The sequence below is a fragment of the Pseudomonas sp. 8AS genome (assembly GCF_902506505.1).
Lineage (GTDB): Bacteria > Pseudomonadota > Gammaproteobacteria > Pseudomonadales > Pseudomonadaceae > Aquipseudomonas.
Genome location: NZ_LR733406.1, coordinates 3,404,182 through 3,426,725 on the forward strand (window position 1 = coordinate 3,404,182; position 22,544 = coordinate 3,426,725).

Here is a 22,544-nt window from a genome sequence, read left to right on the forward strand (position 1 = left end):
GGCCGTGCTTTTGCCCACTCAGGGGGCTAGAATCGAAAAGATTATTTTCTCAAGGTAGCCCACGATGTCTTTCGCCGAGCAACTGTCCCGCCTGCAAGCCTTTCTCGATGCCGATGAACTGCATGAGGAGGCCCTGGACTACGTGGCCGCACACGGCTATCTGACCGCCCTGTCGATCTGTCCGGAGCCGGTGCCGGAGCGCGAGTGGATCGACGCGCTGTTCGCCGAGCCGCCGCACTACCGCAGCGACGCCGAACGCGAGGAAATCGAAGCCACCCTGCAGCAGCTCAAGGGCCATATCGGCCGCCAGCTGGCCAGCGACGACGATCCGGAATTCCCCTGCGAGGTCGACCTCGGCGAAGTACCGGACGACTCCGACCTGCGCGGCTGGTGCATCGGCTTCATGGAAGGCGTGTTCCTGCGCGAGTCGGTGTGGTTCGAAGACGCCGAAGACGAGGTCAGCGAGCTGCTGCTGCCAATCATGGTCGCCTCCGGCCTGTTCGACGAACAACCCGAGTTCGCCGAGATCGCCCGCGATCGCGACCTGGTGGACAGCATGGTCGACCAGATCCCCGAGCTGCTCACCGCCCTGTTCCTCCTGTGCCACGCGCCGGAAGAGAAGCCGGCGCTGCTCAAGCCCCGCCACCACTAAGGCGCGCTGATGGCGCACAGCGACATCCAGCAGAGCCGTCACCGCAGCGTGCGTTATGCACTGCTGGCGGTGGGCTGGCTGAGCGTGCTGCTGGGGGTGATCGGCATCTTCGTCCCGGTGCTGCCGACCACGCCCTTCCTGCTGCTGGCCGCTGCCTGCTTCGTGCGCAGCTCGCGGCGCTTCTATCACTGGCTGGTCGGCCATCGCCACCTTGGCCCGTGGATCCGCGATTACCTGGAAGGCAACGGCATCCCGCTCAAGGCCAAGGTCTACGCCATCGGCCTGATGTGGCTGAGCATCGCCTTCTCCTGCTACCTGGTGCCGCTGCCCTGGGCGCGCGCCGGCATGCTGGCCAGCGCCGTGCTGGTCAGCCTGTACATCCTCCGCCAGAAAACCCTGCCCAGCCGCTGAGCAGCGCGCCTGACCGGCGAACAAAGCCGGCAAAAGCCTGACCCGCCACCTAGACTTGCTGAACTTTCCGCGAGGATTGATCGCATGCCGCCTCGGCCACGCCTTCAGGGACGAGCACCGCGCCGCCCGGCTGCGTGGCTGGCGCTCGCCCTGCTGCTGGGCCTGGTGCTGGGGGTGGCGGCGCGGGCCAACTGGGATTTCGCCCTGGTCATCCAGACTGCGGAAAAACGCTACGGCAACCTGGGCGTCGGCAAGGGCCGCATCGAAGCCTGGGACGAGCTGATCCAGAGCAGCGCCAAGCTGCCCGAGCGCGAGAAGCTGTCCGTGGTCAACCGCTTCTTCAACCGCCAGTTCCGCTTCACCGACGACATCCGCAGCTGGCGCCAGGAGGATTACTGGGCCACCCCGCTCGAAGCGCTGATCAAGGGCGCCGGCGACTGCGAGGACTACTCCATCGCCAAGTACTTCACCTTGCGCCGCCTCGGCATACCCAGCGAGAAGCTGCGCATCACCTACGTCAAAGCCCTGCAGTACAACCAGGCGCACATGGTGCTGACCTATTACGCCAGCCCGAGCGCCGAGCCCCTGGTGCTGGACAACCTGATCGGCGAGATCCGCCCGGCCTCCCAGCGCCGGGATCTGCTGCCGGTCTATGCCTTCAATGCCGAAGGCCTGTACCTGCCTGGCACCACCGGCAAGAAGAGCGACTCCAAGAAGCTGTCGCGCTGGCAGGATCTGTTGAAGAAGATGCGGGCCGAAGGCTTCGCCATCGGAGAGGGTTAGGAGCACGCCATGTCTTTGTTGAAACAGCTATTTCTCGCCATCTGCCTGTTCCTCGTGGTGGCCTTCACCGGCAGTTTCATCGCCGGCGTGGAGTCATCCCGCGAGCAGTTGCTCAGCCAGTTGCGCTCGCACGCCCAGGACGCCGCCACGGCGCTGGGCCTGTCGATGACCCCGCACGTGGACGACCCGGCGATGATCGAGCTGATGGTCAGCTCGATCTTCGACAGCGGCTACTTCGCCACCATCCGCGTGGTGCGCATCCCCAGCGAGGAGGTCATAGTCGAGCGGCGCACCACGGTGACCTCGGACCAGGTGCCGTCCTGGTTCGTCGACCTGGTCGACCTGGAACCCCAGGGCGGCGACGCCCTGATCATGCGCGGCTGGGAACAGGCGGCGCGGGTCGAGGTACTCAGCCACCCGCAGTTCGCCCTGGCCAAACTCTGGGACAGCGCCATCGGCAGCCTGCTCTGGCTGCTGCTGTGCGGCCTGGTCAGCGCCATTCTCGGCGGCTGGCTGCTGCGCACCCAGCTGCGCCCGCTGGACACCATGGTGCAGCAGGCCCAGGCCATCACCCGCCGCGAATTCCTCACCCTGCCCAAGGTGCCGCGCACCCCCGAACTGAAACGGGTGGTCATGGCCATGAACCAGATGGTCGAGAAGCTCAAGACCCTGTTTGCCGAAGAGGCCGCGCGCAGCGAAAAACTGCGCGAAGAGGCCTACCAGGACAGCCTCACCGGCCTGGCCAACCGGCGCCTGTTCGACATCCGCCTGGCCAACCAGCTGAGCGTGGCCGAACAGCATGTCGCCGGCTACCTGATGTTCCTGCGCGTCAACGACCTCGGCGGCCTCAACCAGCGCCTGGGCGGGCAAAAGACCGACCAGCTGATCAGCGCCATCGGCGAATTGCTCACCCGCCTGCTGGCCGAGCGCGGCACCCCGGACTGGCTCGCCTCGCGCAGCCGTGGCGGCGAGTTCACCCTGCTCGCCCCCGGCCTGGCCGGCGAGGACGCCGACCGTCTGGCCCAGGAGCTGATCGAGGGCCTGGAAAGCCTGCGCCAGACCGGTGCCAGCGACTGCACGCCGGTGGCGCACCTGGGCATTGCCGCCTTCCGCCCCGGCGAGGCGGTCGGCGATGTGATCGGCCGTACCGACCAGGCGCTGGCCCAGGCGCAGAGCAATCCCGGCAAGCCATGGGAGCGCCTGGACGATTTCACCAGCAACAACGGGCACGGCCTGCACGACTGGCGCACCTGGATCGACGCAGCGCTCAGCCAGAGCAAGCTGCAGCTGTACTTCCAGCCGGTCACCCGCTGCGCCGATCGCAACCAGCCGCTGCACCAGAAGGTGCTCGCCCGCCTGCTCGACCCGCAGGGCGAAGCCGTGGTCGCCGGCCGCTTCCTGCCCTGGATCGAACGCCTGGGCTGGGCCGCGCGCCTCGACTTGGCCATGCTCGAACACAGCCTGGCGCATCTCGCCCAGCACCCGCAGCCCCTGGCGCTCAGCCTGTCCGCCGCGACCCTGCGCGAGCCGGCCAGCCTGGCGAAGCTGCTCGGCCTACTCAAGGAGCACCCGGAGCAAGGCCCGCTGCTGACCCTGGAGCTGGACGAACGCCACCTGCCGCCTGCCGCGGAACTGGAGAAGCTCAGCCAGAGCGTGCGCGAAGCCGGCTTCAGCCTGGGCCTGCAGCACTTCGGCGGACGCTTCAGCCTGATCGGCAACCTGACCCACCTGGGCCTGGCCTACCTGAAGATCGACGGCACCTATATCCGCGCCATCGACCAGGAAAGCGACAAGCGCCTGTTCATCGAAGCCATCTTCCGCGCCACCAACAGCATCGACCTGCCGCTGATAGCCGAGATGGTGGAGACCGAAGGCGAGCTGGCTGTGCTCAGCGAACTGGGCATCCAGGGCGCCATGGGCCGCCTGATCGGCGCGCCGGCGCCCTGGAGGAGCTGACAGGCCGCCTGGAGTACGGCAAAAGGCGGCCCGCAGCAGCTGGCGTGCGGTATGCAGAGCGCACCGCCGGTGCTGCGGTCAGATCAGATGCCCCTCGTCTTCGCCCAGCAGCCCACTGAGCCCCTCGATCTCCGCCCGGGTCACCGCGCGCCGGTCCAGCTTGCGCCGCGCCGCCTCGGGCAGGTCGGTGTAGCGGATCACGCCTTTGGCCACCAGCACACCGACCACGTCCTCCAGAACGCGCACCAGTTCGAGGTCGGACTCCTTCAGGCTGGCCAGGCGTTCCTTCACTTCCTCCTTGGCGCTCAGCCAGCCATGCAGCTCCGCGCTTTCAATCGCCAGGGTTTCGGTCATCCCGTCGAAAGGATCGTGCTCCACCCGCAGCAAACGCCCTTCATCGTCCCGTTGCACATAAACCATACGATGCCCTCCAGGCATGAAAACCAGGTCCCACTTGAGCGCTGCATCACGGCAAAGCCCAGCAGCTATTGCGGAATAGCGCATAAAAAAGCCCGCTACCCCAGCAAGGGTAGCGGGCTGATCGTACACACGCAGGTCAAACGGTATCGATCTTCAACGTACCGTCACCGAGCATCCCCAGGATCACGCTGCCTTCGGTGGAGCCGTAACCTGACCCGGGATCCAGCAGGTTGACGTCCTGCAGGACGATGGTCTGGTCGACCAGGCCAGCCGCAGGCGCCGTCCCGGTGGGGTCGAGCGGGTTGAAGTCGCCCGTGGTGCTGACCTTGATCACGGTATCCAGCAGCGCACCGTCTCCCGACATATTGGCCGTTGAGATATCGAGGTACTTCAGCAGGTTGCCCAGATTGCCCACCACGCCATTCTCGCAGGTCAGCAGATCCGACAGGTCGAGCTGGTCGCCACCACTATTGAAGCCCTTGGCGAAGTTCAGCACGGTATCGGTTACCCCCCCACCGACACCTTCACCGGCCTGCCAGACGAACACATCACTACCGGCACCGCCATTCAGAATGTCGCTACCCAAGCCACCCAGCAGGATGTCGTCGCCGCCATTGCCCACCAGGGTATCGTTGCCGGCAAGCCCGAAGAGATAGTTTTCCCCGCCATCGCCGGTGAGCGTTTCGCCGTTTATCGTTCCCACCAGGCTCTTGGTGTCCGGGTAGACCGTCACGTCAATCGAGCTGGTCACCGAATCGCCATCGCCATCGGTACCAATCACGGGCAACTCGAACGAGACCGGATTGATATCCGTCGACTCGCCAAAGGAGAACTCGCCCAGCTTGAAGCTGGTCACCGTGCCGTCGGCGTTCACGACGCCGTTGGTGGACTCGATAGCCTCGATTTCGATGGCGTTGAAGGCTTCCGCGTTGTTGATCTCGAAAGTCCAGCCATCCCCCATGTTGAACAGGATCAGTCCGTTGCTGTCGCTCGGGTCCAGGGCCACATGATTCAGCTTGTCGGCATCGCTTAGTTCGTTGCCCAGAGCGTCGTACAGGGTGATTTCAGCAATGAGCAGCGCCAGTTGCTCAGCCACCAGGCTCGATCCCACCAGGGACGTAGTGCCAGTCGCAGCACCCGACTCCTTGTAGATCCGCAGCTTGAAGTCGGCATCCTTGCTACCGCCCTCGATGAGGATCTTCTGCCGGAAAGCGAAGGTCTCCTGATAGCCATCGAAACTGTAGCTCTCATTGTTTTGCTGGTCGTTGATGCTCAGCCCAGTCACCAGGTCGTAGCGAATGACCTCGCCATTGGATACCTCATTGCCCTGGCCGACCCCCAGTGAATTGGCGTTACTGTTGACACTCCCGGCATTGGTATCGTTGAAGGGACGGATTTCCGAGGACACCAGCACATCGTTGCTGCCATCCGGATCCGGTACTGTCTTGCCATTCTCTTTGATCGTGAGATTCAGCCCTTTGAACGGCACATCCCCGCCACCGACCCCACTAAGATCCGTCACCGAGGTGATGACCGTGTTGCTGATGAAGGAGCCGCTGAACATGGTGATGGACACATCGCCATCGGCGTCTATCACGGCAGTGAAGGCCACATCGCCGTCCAGGGTCTTGGCGACAAGGTGCTGGGCGTCGCCGTCATAGGACAGGAACAACTCCTCGTTGCGCATGTAGAGCTGCTGACCATCCGCATCCCTGAAGACCTGCGCATCCGGTTCCTCGTCGCCATCGCTATCCACGGTCAGGCTAAGGTTGAACGCGACACTGCCGACCCCGTCCGCCCCTGCCCCCGCGGCAAAGTTCAGGGCCCGCTCGATCACCAGAGGCTGAGGCAGAGGCGAGGCAACCCCCAGCACGACATGCGCGCCATCCGGGCAGAACTCAACTGGCGCATCGTTCTGGATGCTGATGCTCGCACCGGCGTCGATCACCACCCGGTCGCCGTCGCTGTCGCTCGCCACAAACACATCGGCCAGGCTCAACGACTCCAGCGCGGCCTCACCTTCGCCCGTCCCCAGGTCAGCATCGCTGTCATGGTCGATGTTGTCCTTCAGGATGAAGGTGAAATTGCCATCCACGCCCTTGCTCAGGGTAAACACCACCGTGCTCGTGCCGCTGACCACGCCATTGACCGTATTGGCATCCACGTAGTCCCACAGGATCGCCGTGCCGCCTTGCTCCAGGCCTGTGTCAACACCGTCAATGGCCGCATTGAAGTCGATGCTCACCGGTGCGTCCGCACCGGCACTCACCAGACCCGCCAGCTCGCTGGCCAGCAACGTGGCCGTAACCGGCTGCGCCCCGCCATCGGGATTGCCCACCGCACCGGCGGTATTCAGGCTGTCTTCGTAGACCGTCTTCGCCGTCAGGGTGGTGCCGTTATTCACCGGGCCGTCGTCGTTCACCTTGATGGTCAGGGTCGCCTCCGGCGACAGGTCGCCGTCCGAGTCGGTCACCCGCACCTGGAACGGGTCGAGCACCTGGTCGGCCGCGCCACGATCCGGGTCGCCATCGACCACCGACGTGTCGGTGTGGTCCAGGGTGTTGTCGCTCAGGGTGTACTGCCAGCTGCCGTCCGGGTTTACCGACAGCACGCCGTAATCGCCGTTGACCAGAGTGTTGTTGCCGGTGATGGCGATCCAGTTGCCATCCTTGTCCTGCACTTCCAGCAGCTGCAGCGTGTCATTGCCGGTCTGGATATCGAAGCTGCCGCTGGTGGTCAGGGTGCCGCCACCGCTGCCATCAGGCAGCGCCGACTCCCACACTACGTCGCCGTCACCGTTGAGGTCCGGCGTGTTCACCGTCGGCGTCGAGTCCGGTCCTACGGTGATGCTCAGCGTCGCCTGCGACTCATCGCCATCGGCATCGCGGATGGTGTAGAGGACGGTTGCCAGGCCCTCGAAGCCGGCTGCCGGGGTGAAGGTCACTGTGCCGTCCGTCTGGAAGCTCAGTGTGCCGCTGCCGCCAGTGAGCTGCACCGCCACCAACTGGGTCTGCGTATCCGCACCGCGGGTGTCGTTGGCCAGCACGTTGACGGTCAGCGTCGTGTCTTCCGGGGTCAAGGCTCCATCGTTCACCGCCGTCGGGCCGTCGTCGTTCACCTTGATGGTCAGGGTCGCCTCCGGCGACAGGTCGCCGTCCGAGTCGGTCACCCGCACCTGGAACGGGTCGAGCACCTGGTCGGCCGCGCCACGATCCGGGTCGCCATCGACCACCGACGTGTCGGTGTGGTCCAGGGTGTTGTCGCTCAGGGTGTACTGCCAGCTGCCGTCCGGGTTTACCGACAGCACGCCGTAATCGCCGTTGACCANCCCCCACTCCCCGGCTCGCCCCGCCCCGGGCAGTCGGCAAACTGCACATGGCCGATACGCCCCGCCAGCAGCCGTATCCCGGCCTGGATATCCAGACCCTGCCGGGCCATATGGTAGAGGTCGAACTGCGCCAGGCAGTTCGGGTGGTCCACCGCTCGTAGCAGTTCATCGAGATGCTCGGGGGTGTTGATCAGAAAGCCTGGCATATCCAGCGGATTGATCGCCTCGCTCAGCACACGAATGCCCAGCACCTGAAATGCCTCTGCAGCCTTACGCAAGTTGGCGGCCAGGGTCGCCAGCGCCTGCTCGCGGGAAACGCCGTCGACCAATCGTCCCGGCAACACGTTGATACACATCGGCCGGACCATCGCCGCGTAAGTCAGCGACTCCTGCAGCGCCGCATCGAACTCGGCCTGACGTGCGGGCACTGCTGCCAGACCGGGGCCGCCGTTCATCAGGTCGCCGGCCGGCAGGTTGATCAGCACCAGCGGCATGCCCGCGCGCTCCAGGGCTTCCTTCAGGGCGATCGCCGGCACGGCATAAGGGAACTGGATTTCCACCCCGTCGAAGCCCGCCGCCGCAGCGGCCTGGACCCGCTCGAGCAGCGGCAACTCGGTGAACAGCAGGGAAATGTTCGCGGCGATCTTCATACCCATGTCCCGGTTATGTGTTGTGCGCAGAGGCTGCTCGCTGTAGGAGCCAGCTTGCGGGCGAAAACCGGCAACGGCAAAAACATCGCGAGCAAGCTCGCTCCTACAGGCTTTGCGTTGTGACTGCTAGCTACGATCGCAACAGCTGCCAGGTACGGAGCCATCTTCATGGGCCCTCGCGATAGAGCTGCACCAGCGTCGCCGGGTCATGCTCGAGATGGCCCTGGCTGCCATGCAGGCGCATCAACTGGGCGGCCAGGCCGCTGATCGGGGTGGCGCTGCCCTGCTCGCGGGACAGCTTGGTGGCGGTGTCGAGATCCTTGAGCAGGGTGCGCACATGCCACTTGATCGGCTCGAAGCGGCTCTCGGCCATCTGCGGCGCCAGGATCTGCAGCGGCCTGGAGTCGGCGAAGCCGCCGGCCAGGGCTGGCGCGAGCAGACGGGCATCGACGCCCGCCTGTTCGGCCAGGGCGACCACTTCGGCGATCACCAGGGCATTGCAGGCGACGATCATCTGGTTGCACACCTTGGTCACCTGGCCGGCGCCCACCTCCCCCATGCGGGTCAGCCGCTGGCCCAGGTGCACCAGGATCGGGCGGATGCGTTCGATGTCCTCGAGCCGTCCTCCCGCCATGATCGCCAGGCTGCCGGCTTCTGCGCCGGGTGTGCCGCCGGATACCGGCGCATCGACCCAGCGCATGCCCGTGCGCCGCTCCAGCTCCGCCGCCATCTCGCGGGTCGCGGCGGGCTCCAGGCTGGAAAAATCGACCAGCAACTGGCCGGCCCTGGCCCCCTCGACGATGCCGCCGGGGCCGAACACCACCTCGCGCACCGCGGCCGTATCGGCCAGGCAGAGCATGACGATGTCGGCATCGGCGCACAGCTGCAGCGGCGCCGCTGCGGGCTGCGCGCCCAGTTCGAGCAGCGCCAGGCATTTGCCCGGCGAGCGGTTCCACACCCGCAGCGGGTAGCCCGCCGCCAGCAGGCGACGGGTCATGGGCAACCCCATCAGGCCGATACCGGCGAAGGCCAGGGCAGGCAGAGAAGTGGACATAGAAGGCTCCAGCACAAGATCGTGGCGCTAGTTTAACCGCAGCCATCCCGGGATTGGACGGGCCGGCACCCGCCTATGTCCCTCTTAAGGGTGTTGGATTGTGCGGCGCGCCGGCGTGGGTAGGTTGGCGTTGAGCGCAGCGAAGCCCAACAACCGGGGCACGATCGTTGGGCTTCGTCGCGCTGCTCCTCAACCCAACCTACAACTCATCGCCTTTGCAACACGCTACTGGGACATAGCCGCTGAAAAGGCTCTCGCCCCATTCAATATGCTGCGTAACGTTGCACCGTGGGACATGGCCTGCTAGAAGCCGTCCTTGGCCAGGTGGTCGAAGTTGACCGGGTCGCCAGGGCGGGCGCCGAGCTTGTCGCGGATGTCCTGATACATCCGGTCGTACTCGTCGTGGCCGTGCATGATCAGGTTGTGACCTGTCGGCAGGCCATGCTTGGCCGCCACGCGCGTCAGCACACTGGCGAAGTTGAAGGCGGTATCGCGGTGCAGGTCGAACTCCTCGGAAAACGCCTTGCCTTCGATCTCGCCGACCATGCGAAAGTGCAGCATCGCCCCCTCCTTGGGGTCCTGGCGCACTTCATAGAAGAGGTCGATGGCAAACTGCAGCTGACCGGGCAGATTGCTTCTATGCAGATGGCCGGGTTGAAACATGGCAATGCTCCTTGGGGTCCGTAACCTTCGGTTCTGCTGCCAGAGCGCGCTCTCAGCGCCCCGGTGTCAATGCACGCTCGGCGCCGCACTGCGCTCCTGGATCAGCACCCAGGGGGCGACGACGACCGCCCACAGCTGCGGGTCGCGCGCCAGCAGGTCCTCGGCGCACGCCTCCTCGACCTTGGCCAGCAGGCCGGCCTGCAGCCAGGCGGCCACCTTGGCCTGGTCATCCTCGGCCACGGCCAGCGCCACCTCGACCAGATCCTGGGCGCCGTCGACCCACAGCAGAGCCCCACGGGCGAAGAAAGGCTGCAGTTCCTGCCAGGTGATCGGCGCGGTTTCGCCAAGCAGCTTGGCATAGAGGGTGCTAGGTTGTTCTGTCATGACGTGCCCGTGTTCGATCATTGGGTTGAACGTGTGGCGGCCATGATAACGTCGGTCGTCCACCAGGCAAGTCGGTGGTGCAATGTCCAGGCCCGGCGAGGAGCATCGGGCCAGCGAAAAGCACGCCGTTATTCTGTATGTTTGTTTCAATTAAGCGACACCCACCCACCCTGCCCCGACCTGCCGGCTTTTCAAGCCAGGAAACGGAGTTCTACACTGTGCCGGTACAGTTGCCAGGGGTGTGGCCGGGACGTAGCAACCGGTCCTGCAGCTTTGGCCGCATGGATTACAACAACGAAAAACACCAATAAAAGAGTGGAGCACTATGAACAAGGCTAGCAAGCACGTATCCAAGCTGTTCGCCGCCATGGCTCTGGCTGGCATGACCAGCTATTCGATGGCAGCTGATACCATCAAAATCGCTCTGGCAGGCCCGGTTACCGGTGCCGTTGCCCAGTATGGCGAGATGCAGTTCATCGGTGCCGAAATGGCCATCGAGCAGATCAACAAGGCCGGCGGGGTGAACGGCGCGATGCTCGAAGGCGTCAAGTACGACGACGCCTGCGACCCGAAACAGGCCGTGGCCGTAGCCAACAAGATCGTCAACGACGAAGTCAAATTCGTGGTTGGCCACCTCTGCTCCAGCTCCACTCAGCCGGCGTCCGACATTTACGAAGACGAAGGCATCCTGATGATTACCGCGGCCTCCACCAGCCCGGACATCACCTCGCGCGGCTACCAGCTGGTGTTCCGCACCATCGGTCTGGACAGCCTGCAGGGCCCGACCGCCGGCAACTTCATTGCCGACCACGTCAAGCCGAAAACCGTTGCCGTGCTCCACGACAAGCAGCAGTACGGTGAAGGCATCGCCACCGCGGTCAAGCAGACCCTGGAAGGCAAAGGCACCAAGGTCGCCATGTTCGAAGGCATCAACGCCGGCGACAAGGACTTCTCCGCCCTGATCGCCAAGCTCAAGCAAGCCGGCGTCGATTTCGTCTACTACGGCGGCTACCACCCGGAACTGGGCCTGCTGCTGCGCCAGACCAAGGAAAAAGGCCTGAACATCAAGTTCATGGGCCCGGAAGGCGTGGGCAACAAGGAAATCTCCGCCATCGCCGGCCCGGCCTCCGAAGGCCTGCTGGTGACCCTGCCGAAATCCTTCGACCAGGATCCGAAGAACCAGGCGCTGGTAGAAGGCTTCAAGGCCAAGAACCAAGACCCGAGCGGCCCGTTCGTGTTCCCGGCCTACGCTGCCGTGCAAGTGATTGCCGAAGGCATCAAGAAGGCGGGCGACACCGACACCGCCAAAGTCGCCGAAGCGCTGCGCAGTAACAGCTTCGACACCCCCACCGGTAGCCTGGCCTTCGACGAGAAGGGCGATCTGAAGGACTTCAGCTTCGTGGTTTACGAGTGGCACCAGGACGGCACCAAAACCGAAGCCCCTCTTAAATAAAGAGAAGGCTTCCCGCCTGAACCCAGAGCCCACTGCACATGCAGTGGGCTTTGTTTATTCGAAGAATCCCGGTCATACGCTGCGCCACAAGCGCCGCCTTGCGTAGCGACCCAGGAGCTAGGCAATGCCTGATCTCTATCACTACCTGCAGCAGCTGATCAACGGGCTCACCGTTGGCAGTACCTATGCCCTGATCGCCATCGGCTACACCATGGTCTACGGCATCATCGGCATGATCAACTTCGCCCACGGCGAGGTGTACATGATTGGCTCGTACGTAGCCTTCATCGCCATCGCCGGCCTCACCTACATGGGGCTGGACAGCCTCCCCCTGCTGATGGTCGCGGCGTTCGCCGCCAGCATCATCGTCGCCAGTGCCTACGGCTACAGCATCGAACGGGTCGCCTACCGCCCCCTGCGCGGCAGCAACCGGCTGATCCCGCTGATCTCCGCCATCGGCATGTCGATCTTCCTGCAAAACGAGGTGCTGCTCGCCCAGGACTCCAAGGACAAGTCCATCCCCAGCCTGATTCCGGGCAACTTCGTGTTCGGCGAGAGCGCCATGCACAGCGTGACCATCTCCTACATGCAGGTGCTGATCTTCGCGGTCACCTTCGCCGTGATGTACGCCCTGACCCTGTTCATCTCCCGCTCGCGCCTCGGCCGTGCCTGCCGCGCCTGCGCGGAAGACATCAAGATGGCCAACCTGCTGGGCATCAACACCAACAACATCATCGCCCTGACCTTCGTCATCGGCGCCACCCTGGCCGCCGTGGCCGCGGTGCTGCTGGGCATGCAGTACGGGGTGATCAACCCCAACCTGGGCTTCCTCGCCGGGATCAAGGCGTTCACCGCCGCGGTACTCGGCGGCATCGGCAGCATCCCCGGCGCCATGCTCGGCGGCCTGGTACTCGGCGTGGCCGAGGCCTTCGGTGCCGACATCTTCGGTGACCAATACAAGGACGTGGTGGCCTTCGGCCTGCTGGTCCTGGTCCTGTTGTTCCGCCCGACCGGCATCCTCGGTCGTCCGGAGGTTGAAAAAGTATGATCGCCAAGAACCTCAAGACCGCTTTCTTCAGCGCCCTGCTGGTGCTGGCCGTGGCCTACCCGGTGCTCGGCCTGAAGCTGACCACCGTCGGCATCAAGCTGGAAGTGCACGGCGCCAGCCCGGCCATCCTCTGGACCATCGCCGGATGCGCCATCGCCATGTTCTTCTGGCAGCTGTTCCGCAGCCAGGTCAGCGCGGCCTGGGCCCAGGTACCGTCGCTGCCGAGCATGCCGGCACGCACCAGCAGCTTCCTCACTCTGCCCTCGACCCAGCGCTGGCTGGTGCTCGGCCTGATCGTGGTCGGCCTGGCCTGGCCGTTCTTCGGCAGCCGCGGCGCGGTGGACATCGCCACCCTGATCCTGATCTACGTGATGCTCGGCCTCGGCCTGAACATCGTGGTCGGCCTGGCCGGCCTGCTCGATCTGGGTTACGTCGGCTTTTACGCCGTCGGCGCCTACAGCTATGCGCTGCTGTCGCACTACTACGGCCTTGGCTTCTGGGTGTGCCTGCCGATCGCCGGGCTGATGGCGGCCTTCTTCGGCTTCATCCTCGGCTTCCCGGTGCTGCGCCTGAGGGGCGACTACCTGGCCATCGTCACACTCGGTTTCGGCGAGATCATCCGCATCCTGCTACGCAACATGACCGAGATCACCGGCGGCCCCAACGGCATCAGCAACATCGAGAAACCGAGCCTGTTCGGCCTGTCCTTCGAGCGCCGCGCCGCCGAAGGCATGCAGACCTTCCACGAGTTCTTCGGCGTGGCCTACAACGGCATCAACAAGGTGATCTTCCTCTACCTGATCGCCCTGCTGCTGGTTCTGCTGACCCTGTTCGTGATCAACCGCCTGCTGCGCATGCCGATCGGCCGCGCCTGGGAAGCCCTGCGCGAAGACGAGATCGCCTGCCGTGCGCTGGGCATGAACCCGACCATCATCAAGCTCTCGGCCTTCACCCTCGGTGCCTGCTTCGCCGGTTTCGCCGGCAGCTTCTTCGCCGCGCGCCAGGGTCTGGTCACGCCTGAATCCTTCACCTTCATCGAGTCGGCAACCATCCTCGCCATCGTCGTGCTCGGTGGCATGGGCTCGCAACTGGGCATCATCCTCGCCGCCGTGGTGATGATCCTGCTGCCGGAGCTGATGCGCGAGTTCAGCGAGTACCGCATGCTGATGTTCGGCGCCCTGATGGTACTGATGATGATCTGGCGTCCGCAGGGCCTGCTGCCCATGCAACGCCCGCACCTGGAGTTGAAACCATGAGCCGCCCGATTCTTGAAGTCAGCGGGCTGACCATGCGCTTCGGCGGTCTGCTGGCCGTCAACAATGTCGCCCTGAGCGTGCAGCCCAAGCAAGTCGTGTCGATGATCGGCCCCAACGGCGCCGGCAAGACCACCGTATTCAACTGCCTGACCGGCTTCTACCAGCCCACCGGCGGGGTGATCCTGCTGGACGACGAGCCGATCCAGCATCTGCCCGGCCACCGGATTGCCCGCAAGGGCGTGGTGCGGACTTTCCAGAACGTTCGCCTGTTCAAGGAAATGACCGCGGTGGAGAACTTGCTGGTGGCCCAGCATCGCCACCTCAACACCAACTTCCTCGCCGGCCTGCTGAAGACCCCCGCCTTTCGCCGCAGCGAGAAGAAGGCCATGGAGTACGCCGCGCACTGGCTGGAGCAGGTCAACCTGACCGAGGTGGCCAACCGCCCGGCCGGCACCCTGGCCTACGGCCAGCAGCGGCGCCTGGAAATCGCCCGCTGCATGATGACCCGCCCGCGCATCCTCATGCTCGACGAGCCGGCCGCCGGCCTCAACCCGCGCGAGACCGAGGACCTCAAGGCGCTGATCGGCATGCTGCGCAATGACCACGACGTCACCGTGCTGCTGATCGAGCACGACATGAAGCTGGTCATGAGCATTTCCGACCACATCTACGTGATCAACCAGGGCACCCCCCTGGCGGACGGCACGCCGGAGCAGATCCGCAACAATCCGGACGTGATCAAAGCCTACCTGGGGGAAGCGTAACCATGCTGAGTTTCCAGAACGTCTCCACCTTCTACGGCAAGATCCAGGCCCTGCACAACGTCAGCATCGAAGTGCAGCAAGGCGAGATCGTCACCCTGATCGGCGCCAACGGTGCCGGCAAGTCGACCCTGCTGATGACCCTGTGCGGCTCGCCACGCGCGGCCAGCGGCAGCATCCGCTACCTGGGCGAAGAACTGGTCGGCCAGGACTCCTGCGACATCATGCGCAAGAGCATCGCGGTGGTGCCGGAAGGCCGCCGCGTGTTCGCCCGCCTGACCGTGGAAGAGAACCTGGCCATGGGCGGTTTCTTCGGCAGCAAGGCCGACAACCAGGCGCAGATGGACAAGGTCCTGCAGCTGTTCCCGCGCCTCAAGGAACGCTTCGACCAGCGCGCCGGCACCATGTCCGGCGGCGAACAGCAGATGCTCGCCATCGGCCGTGCGCTGATGAGCAAGCCAAAGCTGCTGCTGCTCGACGAGCCGTCGCTGGGCCTGGCGCCGATCATCATCCAGCAGATCTTCGACATCATCGAACAGCTGCGCGAGGATGGCGTGACCGTGTTCCTGGTCGAGCAGAACGCCAACCAGGCGCTCAGGCTGGCCGACCGCGCCTATGTGCTGGAGAACGGCCATATCGTCATGCAGGGCAGCGGTGCCGACCTGCTGGTCGACCCCAAGGTACGCGACGCCTACCTCGGCGGCTGATGCGCCCGGCCTGAACAAAAACGGCCCCTCGCGGGCCGTTTTCATTACACGGATCGCGTAGGGTGCGCCGTGCGCACCAGAAGACCCGCACAGACGTCGGTGCGCACGGCGCACCCTACACGGCACCAACTGACGGAAGGCCGCCACCCGCTCCTTCGAGCCTTTAGAATCGCCGCCTCGTTTTCTGCGCCTGCCGCCACCCGGCAGGCACCCGGAATCCGACCGTCCAGCCAGCACGGGTCACCACCCTGCCCCGGCCGGGCTGTCGCCCCGCATGCACTGCGCCCACCGGCGCGGCATGCCGAACCTCAGGAACATCGACCATGATCCATCGTCCCATCCTGCAACTGCTCGCCCGCACCAGCCTGGTCAGCCAGATCATCATCGGCCTGGTCGCCGGCATCCTGCTGGCCCTGCTGTGGCCCCAGGCCACCGCCGAAGTCGGCTTCCTCGGCAGCCTGTTCATCTCCGCCCTGAAAGCCGTGGCGCCGGTACTGGTGTTCATCCTGGTGGCCTCGGCGATCGCCAACCACAAGCCGGGCCAGCCGACCCATATCCGCCCGATCCTGGTGCTCTACCTGGTTGGCACCCTGGCCGCCGCCATTGTCGCGGTGATCGCCAGCAGCCTGTGGCCGTCGACCCTGGTACTCAGCGAGGCGGCCAGCGGCAGCACCCCGCCCGGTGGTATCGCCGAAGTGCTCAAGACCCTGGCGCTGAACGTGGTGGACAACCCGGTCAATGCCCTGCTCAAAGGCAACTTCATCGGCATCCTGGCCTGGGCCATCGGCCTGGGCATCGCCATTCGCCACGGCAGCGACACCACCCGCACGGTGTTCGGCGACCTGGCCGAGGGCGTCTCGCTGATCGTGCGCGTGGTCATCCGCTTCGCCCCGCTGGGGGTGTTCGGTCTGGTCGCCACCACCTTCGCCGACGCCGGGCTCAAGGCCCTGCTCGGCTACGCCCAGCTGCTGGTCGTGCTGGTCGGCTGCATGCTGTTCGTCGCCCTGGTGGTCAACCCGCTGATCGTCTTCAGCCAGATCCGCCGCAACCCCTATCCGCTGGTGCTGACCTGCCTGCGCGAAAGCGGCATCACTGCCTTCTTCACCCGCAGCTCGGCGGCCAACGTGCCGGTCAACCTGCAGCTGGCCGAACGCCTGGGCCTGCATGAAGACACCTATTCGGTGTCCATCCCGCTGGGCGCGACCATCAACATGGCCGGCGCCGCCATCACCATCAGCGTGCTGACCCTGGCCGCCGTGCATACCCTGGGCATAGTCGTGGACATGCCCACCGCCATCCTGCTGTGCGTGGTCTCGGCCATCTGCGCCAGCGGCGCCTCGGGCGTGGCCGGCGGTTCGCTGCTGCTGATCCCGCTGGCCTGCAGCCTGTTCGGCATCCCCAGCGAAACCGCCATGCAGGTGGTGGCCATCGGCTTCATCATCGGCATCCTGCAGGACAGCGCCGAGACCGCGCTGAACTCCTCCACCGACGTGCTGTTCACCGCGGCCGCCTGCCTGGCCAGGGAAGAGCGCCAGGCAAGCTGAAGCCCGCGCATTCCTGCCGAAAAAACGCCCTCCGGGGCGTTTTTTGGTCTATGTCCTAATAGCCTGTTGCAACGGCGATGAGTCGTAGGTTGGGTTGAGGAGCCGCGCGACGAAGCCCAACGAGCCTGCCCCGGTTGCTGGGCTTCGCTGCGCTCAACGCCAACCTACCCAGGCGCGCCGCGAAATGCTGGGCAAGGGAAATCACCCTGACGCCAGACAAGCAGGTCACGCAGGCCAATAGCACGCCGGGCTATGCGCTGCAGCGGCCGTTCAAGAACAAACGCATGCTCTGCTATGCGATCAGCGCCAGCGACGATCTGCTGCGCAACGACTCCGCGACCTACTGAACAGCTCCACCCGGACGGGTACGCTGCCAGGCGCCGCTCAGGGCTCCATCAGCCCCTGGTAGCACACCGGCGAACTGGCCGGGCCGCGGCGCTCCAGTTCCTCCTCGAGAAACTCGGCCAGCACCCGGGCGTTGTTCTGCTGCACCTCGCGGGCGGCGAACAGCAGGGTCAGGGTGCCCTGCTCGGCCGCCGCGAGCAGGCCTTGCCAGTGCTCGGGGTGGGCGGCCAGCTCGCCACGGTAGAGCAGGCGGAACTCGGCGAAACGCGCCGGCTCGTGGCAGAAGGTCTGGCGCAGTTCGGCCGAAGGCGCCACCTCGCGCAGCCAGGCGCTCAGGGCCAGGGCGTCCTTGCGGCAGCCGCGCGGCCACAGGCGGTCGACCAGCACGCGCTGGCCATCGCCGGCCTCGACCGGCTCATACACGCGCTTGCACTGGATCATGCGCGCCCTCCTCGGTTTCAGTCGGCCGGGGTCTCGTCGTTGGCGGCGGGCTCGTCCTCGCCGTCGTCATCATTGCTGGCGGTGATCCCACTGAGGATCACCAGCTCGTGCTGGCCATCAGCACCCTCGATGCGCCAGCAATCAGTGGCAGCATCGTGGCTCGCAGCAGCCAGGGCGGCGGCGGCGAACACCCAGACCCGCCGTTCGCGGCCATCCATGCACTCCACGCGCAGCTGCGCCGGCGCTTCGCTCAGTTCGAACTGCCAGGCATGCAGGCCGTCGATCAGCAGCATGTCGGCATCTTGCAGTTGGGTCAGCAGGTTGGGCGTGGTCATCGGGCAGTCACCGGCAGGAAAAGCGCCATGATAAGCCATGGCGCCGGTTTGCGGCCCTAGGCCGGCGAGTGGCGCGGCAGTTCCAGGCGCGCCTGCAGGCCGCCCTGGGGCAGGTTGCTCAGGCGGATGCTGCCGCCCAGGCGCGAGGCGATCATCTGCACGATGGCCAGGCCGAGCCCGGCGCCCTGGCTGTTGTCGCGGCTGTAGAAGCGTTCGAACACCTGCTCCAGCTGATCCTGGGCGATGCCCGGGCCCTGGTCTTCGACGCTGAGGAACAGGCTGTCGGCGTCGCCATTCAGCAGCACCCGCAGCTGGCCATGGGCCGGCGAGAAGTTCACCGCATTGGTCAGCAGGTTCTGCAGGGCGATGCCGATGGCCCCGGCGTCGGCGGCCAGCCGGTAGTCGCCCTCGGCCACCTCCAGGGACAGCTCCAGGCCCTGCTTGAGCACCCAGGGGGTCAGCTCGGCCAGGGTCTCGCGGGTCACCGCCTGCAGGTCGATCACCGGCCACTCGCCCTTGGCCAGGGTCGGTTCGACCCGGGCCATGGTCAGCAGCTGGTTGACCACCCGGGTGGCGCGGTCGATGCCACCGATCAGGAAGCCCAGCGACTCGCTGCGCTGGGCCTCGTCGCCGGCCTGCATGGCGTTCTGCACGTGGATGCGCAGCACCGCCAGCGGCGTGCGCATCTCGTGGGCGGCGTCGGCGATGAAGCGCCGCTCGCGCTCCAGCACCTGGTCGATCTGGAACAGCAGGCGGTTGAGCGCCGCCTGCATCGGTTCCAGTTCCTTGGGCAGCGGGTCCAGCTGCAGCGGCTCGAGGGCATCCGGATGGCGCGCGCGAATGACCCGCGCCATGTTCTGCAGCGGCTGCATGCCCCAGCCGATCGCCCACCAGATCAGCGCGGCGAGCACCACGATGCCGATGAAGTTGGGCATCAGGGTGTGGCGCACGATGCTGGTCACCAGCTCCTGGCGCACGTCGTCGCGCTCGCCGATCCAGATCAGCAGCCCCTGTTCCTCGTCGGCCAGGGCAAAGCCGCGCCACTGGTGCGGGCCCAGGTCGACGTCGGCAAAGCCCTGGCGCGGCGGCGTGCCCAGCTGCGGGGCGCTGGCGGTACGCACCAGCACCTCGCCGGCGCGGTTCCACACCTGGAAGGCCAGCTTGCTCTCGTACGGGTGGCCCGCCTTGCGCTGGCCGGCCTGGCCCAGGGCGCTGTTGAAGGCGGTATACAGCGCGCCGCGCTTGTCGCTCTCCAGGGGCATGCGCATCACCCCCTGCAACAGGCGCGCGGTATGCACCAGCTGGGCGTCGTAGACCTCCTCGACTTCATGGGAGCTGTCCCAGTAGTTGAACAGCGAGATCAGCGCGGTGCCCAGCAGCATCAGGCTGAGCACCAGGAACAGGATGCGCCGGCGGATCGAGATCATGGCTGCTCTTCCACCAGGTAGCCGACCCCGCGCACGGTGCGGATCAGGTTGTTGAACAGCTTCTTGCGCAGGTGGTGGATGTGCACTTCCAGGGTGTTGCTCTCGGCCTCCTCGTCCCAGCCGTAGAGCGACTGGGCCAGGCGCTCGCGGGTCAGCACCTTGCCCGGCTGCGACAGCAATTCGTGCAGCAGCAGGTATTCCTTGGGCGTCATCGGCACGGCCTTGCCCAGGTAGGAAACCTGCTGGGTGGAGGGGTCGAGGCTGACCCCGGCGTGTTCGATGCGCAGCTCGGCACGCCCGGCGCTGCGGCGCAGCAAGGCACGCAGGCGGGCCTTGAGCTCGTCGAGGTCGAAGGGCTTGATCAGGTAGTCGTCGGCGCCGGCGTCCAGCCCGGCGATGCGGTCCTCGGTGGCGTCGCGCGCCGTGAGGATCAGCACCGGCAGGGCCGAGCCGCTCTTGCGCAGCTGCTGCAGCACCTGGATGCCGCCGAGGCGCGGCAGGCCGAGGTCGAGCACCAGCAGGTCGAAGTCTTCGCTGAGCAGGGCGTGCGCCGCGCTGGCGCCGTCCTGCAGCCAATCCACGGTGTAGCCCTCCTGGCGCAAGGCCAGGCGCAGGCCCTCGCCGAGGGCCGGTTCATCCTCGACCAACAATAACCGCATGCTGTGCCCTTAGTTCAGTTCTTCTTTAAAACGCAGCGCCTGTAGGAGCCAGCTTGCTGGCGATGCTTTTCGCTGTGCTCTGGATCGCCAGCAAGCTGGCTCCTACCTAGAGCTATGGCTCCGTGCAACCCATGACGGGGGCATGGCCTTCTTTATTTAAGTTCTTCTTCCACGCTCTTGAGCAGGCTGTCGATCTCGCCCTGCCGGCCCTGGTCGGCCAGCTCGCGCCCCGGACGGGCCGGTGCCTGCTTGGCCTTGAGCAGCGCCTCACGAGCTTCGGCGAATTTGTCCTGGCGGTAAAGGTAGTCGCCCCAGAAATACAGGCTGTCGATGCCGTTGGGGTTGAGCTTGAGCGCCTGCTGCAGCAGTTGCTCGGCCTTTTCCTCATCGCCGAAACCGACCGGCCAGCCCGGTACCCGCGCATACAGGGTGCCCAGGCTGGTGTAGGCCGAGCCTTGCAGGGCGGTCGGGTCGAGTTGGATGGATTTTTCCAGGGAGTCGCGCGCGCTCTTGGCCTTGCCCAGCGCCCCCAGGCCGCCCTGGGCGCCGGCCCAGCTGCTGGTGACGATGCCGTGCCAGACCCAGGCCTCGGCGGCCTGCGGCTGCTCGCGGGTGAAGGCGGTGGTTTGCGCCGCCAGCTGCTCGAAGGCCTTTTCCTTCTGCGCGTCCGGCGTCTGGTACTGGATCTCGGCCCAGCGCGTCTGTACCTGCTTGAGGCGCTGGCTGCCGGCCTCATCCAGGGCCCAGGCCGGCACGCTGAGGCACAGGCTCAGGCATACGAGGAGAAACTTGTTCATCGGGTGGTTTCCTTGTCTGGAGTGTGGGCACTGAAATGACGGATCAGCGGCAACTGCTTGCGCAGCGCGCGGTCGACCAGCCCCGGCAGCATGCCGTTGAGACGCACGAAGAACTTCTCCGGCCAGCCGAGGTAAATCTCATTGAGGTTCTTCTCGATGGCGGCCATCACCGCTCCGGCCACCTGTTCGGGCGAGTCGGTGGCGGCCTTGAGCGCCTCGTTGAGCGCCATCGCCGCCGAGCTGTTCATGCTGGTGCGGGTGGCGCGCGGCGCGACGTAGAGCACGCCGACACTGGTATCGGCCAGCTCGCGGCGCAGCGCCTCGGAGAAGCCGCGCAGGGCGAACTTGCTGGCACAGTAGGTGGCGTAGCCCGGGTAGCCGATCGAGCCGTAGATGGAGCCGACGTTGACCACCAGCGCGTGGCGCTGCTGGCGCAGGATCGGCAACAGGGCGCGGGTCAGCTGCAGGGTGGCGACCACGTTGAGCTCGAACATATCGGCAATTTGCTGCTCTTCCAGCTGTTCGAGCAGGGCGAAGCGATTGGTCCCGGCGGCATTGATCAGCAGGTTGAGCCCGCCCATGGCGCGCGCCGCCTCGATCACCGCCTGGCGCCCGGCCGTGGTGGTCAGGTCCGCGGCCAGGCTGCGCACCTGCTTGGGATAGCGCTGCTGCAGGGCCTCCAGGCCCTGCACATGGCGCGACACCGCCAGCAGCTGGGCTCCGCCGGCACACAGCTGCTCGGCCAGGGCCAGGCCGATGCCGCCGCTGGCCCCGGTGAGCAGCGCGCGGCACTCAGGCAGCCGCATGCTGCACCTCGTTGCTGCGCGGCAGGCCGCGGAACATCTCGGTGTACAGGCGATAGACCACCTTGCTGGCGTGGATCACCGCGGCCTGGTCTTCCTCGTTGTCCAGGCGGTCCATCAGGCCGCGGTAGGTCTGCATGTGGCCGATGTCCAGGGCGCCGTGGGAGAACAGGTAGCTGAAGGCTTCCTTGGGCAGGCCCAGGCGCTCCTGGATGGTGCCGGCCGCCTGGCTGGCCAGGGCGATGCTGGTGCCTTCGAGCACGTTGACCATGCCGAACAGCCCGACCGGGTTGCCGCGGGCGATGGTGTCGTAGAGGAAGCTGACCATCAGCTCGATGGCCTGGCTCGGCTGGCCGTCACGCACGGCGTCGCGGTCGCCACCGCAGGCGGCGATGTCGCCCAAGATCCACTGCTCGTGGCCGTACTCCTCCTCGATGTACTCGCACACGGCCTGGCGCAGCCATTCCAGGCGGGCCGGCAGGCGCGCGCCACTGGCCATCAGCAGCGGCACGGTGTGGCGCACGTGGTAGTAGGCCTGGGTCAGGAAGGCGATGTAGCTGTCCAGGCTGACCTTGCCGGCCAGGGCGTCCTGGATCACCGGCACGCTGAACAGGGTTTCACGTTCAGTGGCGGTGGCGGCTTGCAGTTGGTCGAAGAAACTCATGGG

At 65.7% G+C, this 22,544-nt stretch carries 23 protein-coding genes and 1 pseudogene; 11 read left to right on the plus strand and 13 right to left on the minus strand.

Features of this window, described 5'->3' with window-relative positions; translation table 11 throughout:
• Positions 1-64 precede the first annotated feature (64 nt).
• The 4 genes from GV001_RS15875 to lapD all read left to right on the plus strand — a co-directional run bounded on the left by GV001_RS15875 (position 65) and on the right by lapD (position 3,802).
• Complete coding sequence (locus GV001_RS15875; protein ID WP_160081537.1) at positions 65-652, plus strand: YecA family protein; 588 nt, start codon at positions 65-67, stop codon at positions 650-652.
• A gap of 9 nt (positions 653-661) precedes the next feature.
• Positions 662-1,063, plus strand: a complete 402-nt coding sequence (locus GV001_RS15880) for a YbaN family protein (protein ID WP_160081539.1) — start codon at positions 662-664, stop codon at positions 1,061-1,063.
• A gap of 84 nt (positions 1,064-1,147) precedes the next feature.
• Entirely contained in the window at positions 1,148-1,846 is a 699-nt protein-coding gene (lapG, locus tag GV001_RS15885) for a cysteine protease LapG (protein ID WP_160081541.1), read from the plus strand.
• 9 nt (positions 1,847-1,855) lie between these two features.
• The gene (gene lapD, locus GV001_RS15890; RefSeq protein ID WP_160081543.1) at positions 1,856-3,802 is read left to right on the plus strand and encodes a cyclic di-GMP receptor LapD; all 1,947 of its coding nucleotides are present in this window, start codon (positions 1,856-1,858) and stop codon (positions 3,800-3,802) included.
• A 78-nt stretch (positions 3,803-3,880) separates the two neighbouring features.
• Here lapD and GV001_RS15895 read toward each other — a convergent pair whose 3' ends face one another.
• The 6 genes and pseudogenes from GV001_RS15895 to GV001_RS15920 form a co-directional block, all read right to left on the minus strand.
• Positions 3,881-4,222, minus strand: coding sequence for a tryptophan synthase subunit beta (locus tag GV001_RS15895; protein ID WP_160081545.1), 342 nt, complete (start codon positions 4,220-4,222; stop codon positions 3,881-3,883).
• A 136-nt stretch (positions 4,223-4,358) separates the two neighbouring features.
• A complete protein-coding gene (locus tag GV001_RS20420) occupies positions 4,359-7,529 on the minus strand; it encodes an Ig-like domain-containing protein (protein WP_160081547.1) in 3,171 nt (1,056 codons plus the stop codon).
• Positions 7,530-7,550: 21 nt separating this feature from the next.
• A pseudogene (locus tag GV001_RS15905) lies at positions 7,551-8,200 on the minus strand (hydroxypyruvate isomerase family protein); the annotation flags it as partial.
• Between the two features lie 166 nt (positions 8,201-8,366).
• A complete protein-coding gene (locus GV001_RS15910; protein WP_160081551.1) occupies positions 8,367-9,254 on the minus strand; it encodes an NAD(P)-dependent oxidoreductase in 888 nt (295 codons plus the stop codon).
• A gap of 303 nt (positions 9,255-9,557) precedes the next feature.
• Positions 9,558-9,917 carry a DUF5064 family protein gene (locus GV001_RS15915; RefSeq protein ID WP_160081553.1) on the minus strand — a complete coding sequence of 120 codons (360 nt, stop codon included), beginning with the start codon at positions 9,915-9,917 and terminating at the stop codon, positions 9,558-9,560.
• 66 nt (positions 9,918-9,983) lie between these two features.
• Positions 9,984-10,301 (minus strand): DUF2288 domain-containing protein, encoded by a 318-nt coding sequence (locus GV001_RS15920; RefSeq protein ID WP_160081555.1) that lies wholly within the window; start codon positions 10,299-10,301, stop codon positions 9,984-9,986.
• A 325-nt stretch (positions 10,302-10,626) separates the two neighbouring features.
• Here GV001_RS15920 and GV001_RS15925 point away from each other — a divergent pair, with 325 nt between their 5' ends.
• The 7 genes from GV001_RS15925 (at position 10,627) to GV001_RS15955 (ending at position 17,417) form a co-directional block, all read left to right on the plus strand.
• Positions 10,627-11,754: a branched-chain amino acid ABC transporter substrate-binding protein gene (locus GV001_RS15925; protein WP_160081557.1), complete on the plus strand. Its 1,128-nt coding sequence runs from the start codon at positions 10,627-10,629 to the stop codon at positions 11,752-11,754.
• 124 nt (positions 11,755-11,878) lie between these two features.
• Positions 11,879-12,802, plus strand: coding sequence for a high-affinity branched-chain amino acid ABC transporter permease LivH (livH, locus tag GV001_RS15930; protein ID WP_160081559.1), 924 nt, complete (start codon positions 11,879-11,881; stop codon positions 12,800-12,802).
• Positions 12,799-14,058, plus strand: coding sequence for a high-affinity branched-chain amino acid ABC transporter permease LivM (locus tag GV001_RS15935; protein ID WP_372238550.1), 1,260 nt, complete (start codon positions 12,799-12,801; stop codon positions 14,056-14,058). Before livH ends, GV001_RS15935 begins: the two co-directional genes overlap by 4 nt.
• Positions 14,055-14,822 (plus strand): high-affinity branched-chain amino acid ABC transporter ATP-binding protein LivG, encoded by a 768-nt coding sequence (gene livG / locus GV001_RS15940; protein WP_160081561.1) that lies wholly within the window; start codon positions 14,055-14,057, stop codon positions 14,820-14,822. The genes GV001_RS15935 and livG overlap by 4 nt, the downstream gene beginning before the upstream one ends.
• A 2-nt stretch (positions 14,823-14,824) precedes the next feature.
• Entirely contained in the window at positions 14,825-15,526 is a 702-nt protein-coding gene (locus GV001_RS15945) for an ABC transporter ATP-binding protein (protein ID WP_160081563.1), read from the plus strand.
• Between the two features lie 323 nt (positions 15,527-15,849).
• Positions 15,850-17,070, plus strand: a complete 1,221-nt coding sequence (gene sstT / locus GV001_RS15950) for a serine/threonine transporter SstT (protein ID WP_160081565.1) — start codon at positions 15,850-15,852, stop codon at positions 17,068-17,070.
• A gap of 134 nt (positions 17,071-17,204) precedes the next feature.
• On the plus strand, positions 17,205-17,417 hold the full coding sequence (locus tag GV001_RS15955; RefSeq protein WP_160081567.1) for a hypothetical protein: 213 nt from the start codon (positions 17,205-17,207) through the stop codon (positions 17,415-17,417).
• Positions 17,418-17,454: 37 nt separating this feature from the next.
• Here the strand turns inward: GV001_RS15955 and GV001_RS15960 are convergent, their stop codons facing one another.
• The 7 genes from GV001_RS15960 to GV001_RS15990 form a co-directional block, all read right to left on the minus strand.
• The gene (locus tag GV001_RS15960; protein ID WP_160081569.1) at positions 17,455-17,856 is read right to left on the minus strand and encodes a DUF488 domain-containing protein; all 402 of its coding nucleotides are present in this window, start codon (positions 17,854-17,856) and stop codon (positions 17,455-17,457) included.
• A gap of 17 nt (positions 17,857-17,873) precedes the next feature.
• Positions 17,874-18,191, minus strand: a complete 318-nt coding sequence (locus GV001_RS15965; protein WP_160081571.1) for a DUF5629 family protein — start codon at positions 18,189-18,191, stop codon at positions 17,874-17,876.
• A gap of 56 nt (positions 18,192-18,247) precedes the next feature.
• A complete protein-coding gene (locus GV001_RS15970; RefSeq protein ID WP_160081573.1) occupies positions 18,248-19,618 on the minus strand; it encodes an ATP-binding protein in 1,371 nt (456 codons plus the stop codon).
• Positions 19,615-20,277, minus strand: coding sequence for a response regulator (locus GV001_RS15975; RefSeq protein WP_160081575.1), 663 nt, complete (start codon positions 20,275-20,277; stop codon positions 19,615-19,617). Before GV001_RS15975 ends, GV001_RS15970 begins: the two co-directional genes overlap by 4 nt.
• A gap of 152 nt (positions 20,278-20,429) precedes the next feature.
• Positions 20,430-21,074, minus strand: a complete 645-nt coding sequence (locus tag GV001_RS15980; RefSeq protein WP_160081577.1) for a hypothetical protein — start codon at positions 21,072-21,074, stop codon at positions 20,430-20,432.
• Positions 21,071-21,880 carry an SDR family oxidoreductase gene (locus GV001_RS15985; RefSeq protein ID WP_160081579.1) on the minus strand — a complete coding sequence of 270 codons (810 nt, stop codon included), beginning with the start codon at positions 21,878-21,880 and terminating at the stop codon, positions 21,071-21,073. Before GV001_RS15985 ends, GV001_RS15980 begins: the two co-directional genes overlap by 4 nt.
• A complete protein-coding gene (locus tag GV001_RS15990) occupies positions 21,867-22,541 on the minus strand; it encodes a TenA family transcriptional regulator (RefSeq protein ID WP_160081581.1) in 675 nt (224 codons plus the stop codon). The genes GV001_RS15985 and GV001_RS15990 overlap by 14 nt, the downstream gene beginning before the upstream one ends.
• Positions 22,542-22,544 lie beyond the last annotated feature (3 nt).

What these genes read in the sequence shown, in the direction of transcription:
- GV001_RS15875 (WP_160081537.1), top strand. Translation starts at nt 65, where the DNA reads ATGTCTTTCGCCGAGCAACTGTCCCGCCTGCAAGCCTTTCTCGATGCC.
- GV001_RS15880 (WP_160081539.1), top strand. Translation starts at nt 662, where the DNA reads ATGGCGCACAGCGACATCCAGCAGAGCCGTCACCGCAGCGTGCGTTAT.
- lapG (WP_160081541.1), top strand. Translation starts at nt 1,148, where the DNA reads ATGCCGCCTCGGCCACGCCTTCAGGGACGAGCACCGCGCCGCCCGGCT.
- lapD (WP_160081543.1), top strand. Translation starts at nt 1,856, where the DNA reads ATGTCTTTGTTGAAACAGCTATTTCTCGCCATCTGCCTGTTCCTCGTG.
- GV001_RS15895 (WP_160081545.1), bottom strand. Translation starts at nt 4,222, where the DNA reads ATGGTTTATGTGCAACGGGACGATGAAGGGCGTTTGCTGCGGGTGGAG.
- GV001_RS15910 (WP_160081551.1), bottom strand. Translation starts at nt 9,254, where the DNA reads ATGTCCACTTCTCTGCCTGCCCTGGCCTTCGCCGGTATCGGCCTGATG.
- GV001_RS15915 (WP_160081553.1), bottom strand. Translation starts at nt 9,917, where the DNA reads ATGTTTCAACCCGGCCATCTGCATAGAAGCAATCTGCCCGGTCAGCTG.
- GV001_RS15920 (WP_160081555.1), bottom strand. Translation starts at nt 10,301, where the DNA reads ATGACAGAACAACCTAGCACCCTCTATGCCAAGCTGCTTGGCGAAACC.
- GV001_RS15925 (WP_160081557.1), top strand. Translation starts at nt 10,627, where the DNA reads ATGAACAAGGCTAGCAAGCACGTATCCAAGCTGTTCGCCGCCATGGCT.
- livH (WP_160081559.1), top strand. Translation starts at nt 11,879, where the DNA reads ATGCCTGATCTCTATCACTACCTGCAGCAGCTGATCAACGGGCTCACC.
- GV001_RS15935 (WP_372238550.1), top strand. Translation starts at nt 12,799, where the DNA reads ATGATCGCCAAGAACCTCAAGACCGCTTTCTTCAGCGCCCTGCTGGTG.
- livG (WP_160081561.1), top strand. Translation starts at nt 14,055, where the DNA reads ATGAGCCGCCCGATTCTTGAAGTCAGCGGGCTGACCATGCGCTTCGGC.
- GV001_RS15945 (WP_160081563.1), top strand. Translation starts at nt 14,825, where the DNA reads ATGCTGAGTTTCCAGAACGTCTCCACCTTCTACGGCAAGATCCAGGCC.
- sstT (WP_160081565.1), top strand. Translation starts at nt 15,850, where the DNA reads ATGATCCATCGTCCCATCCTGCAACTGCTCGCCCGCACCAGCCTGGTC.
- GV001_RS15960 (WP_160081569.1), bottom strand. Translation starts at nt 17,856, where the DNA reads ATGATCCAGTGCAAGCGCGTGTATGAGCCGGTCGAGGCCGGCGATGGC.
- GV001_RS15965 (WP_160081571.1), bottom strand. Translation starts at nt 18,191, where the DNA reads ATGACCACGCCCAACCTGCTGACCCAACTGCAAGATGCCGACATGCTG.
- GV001_RS15970 (WP_160081573.1), bottom strand. Translation starts at nt 19,618, where the DNA reads ATGATCTCGATCCGCCGGCGCATCCTGTTCCTGGTGCTCAGCCTGATG.
- GV001_RS15975 (WP_160081575.1), bottom strand. Translation starts at nt 20,277, where the DNA reads ATGCGGTTATTGTTGGTCGAGGATGAACCGGCCCTCGGCGAGGGCCTG.
- GV001_RS15980 (WP_160081577.1), bottom strand. Translation starts at nt 21,074, where the DNA reads ATGAACAAGTTTCTCCTCGTATGCCTGAGCCTGTGCCTCAGCGTGCCG.
- GV001_RS15985 (WP_160081579.1), bottom strand. Translation starts at nt 21,880, where the DNA reads ATGCGGCTGCCTGAGTGCCGCGCGCTGCTCACCGGGGCCAGCGGCGGC.
- GV001_RS15990 (WP_160081581.1), bottom strand. Translation starts at nt 22,541, where the DNA reads ATGAGTTTCTTCGACCAACTGCAAGCCGCCACCGCCACTGAACGTGAA.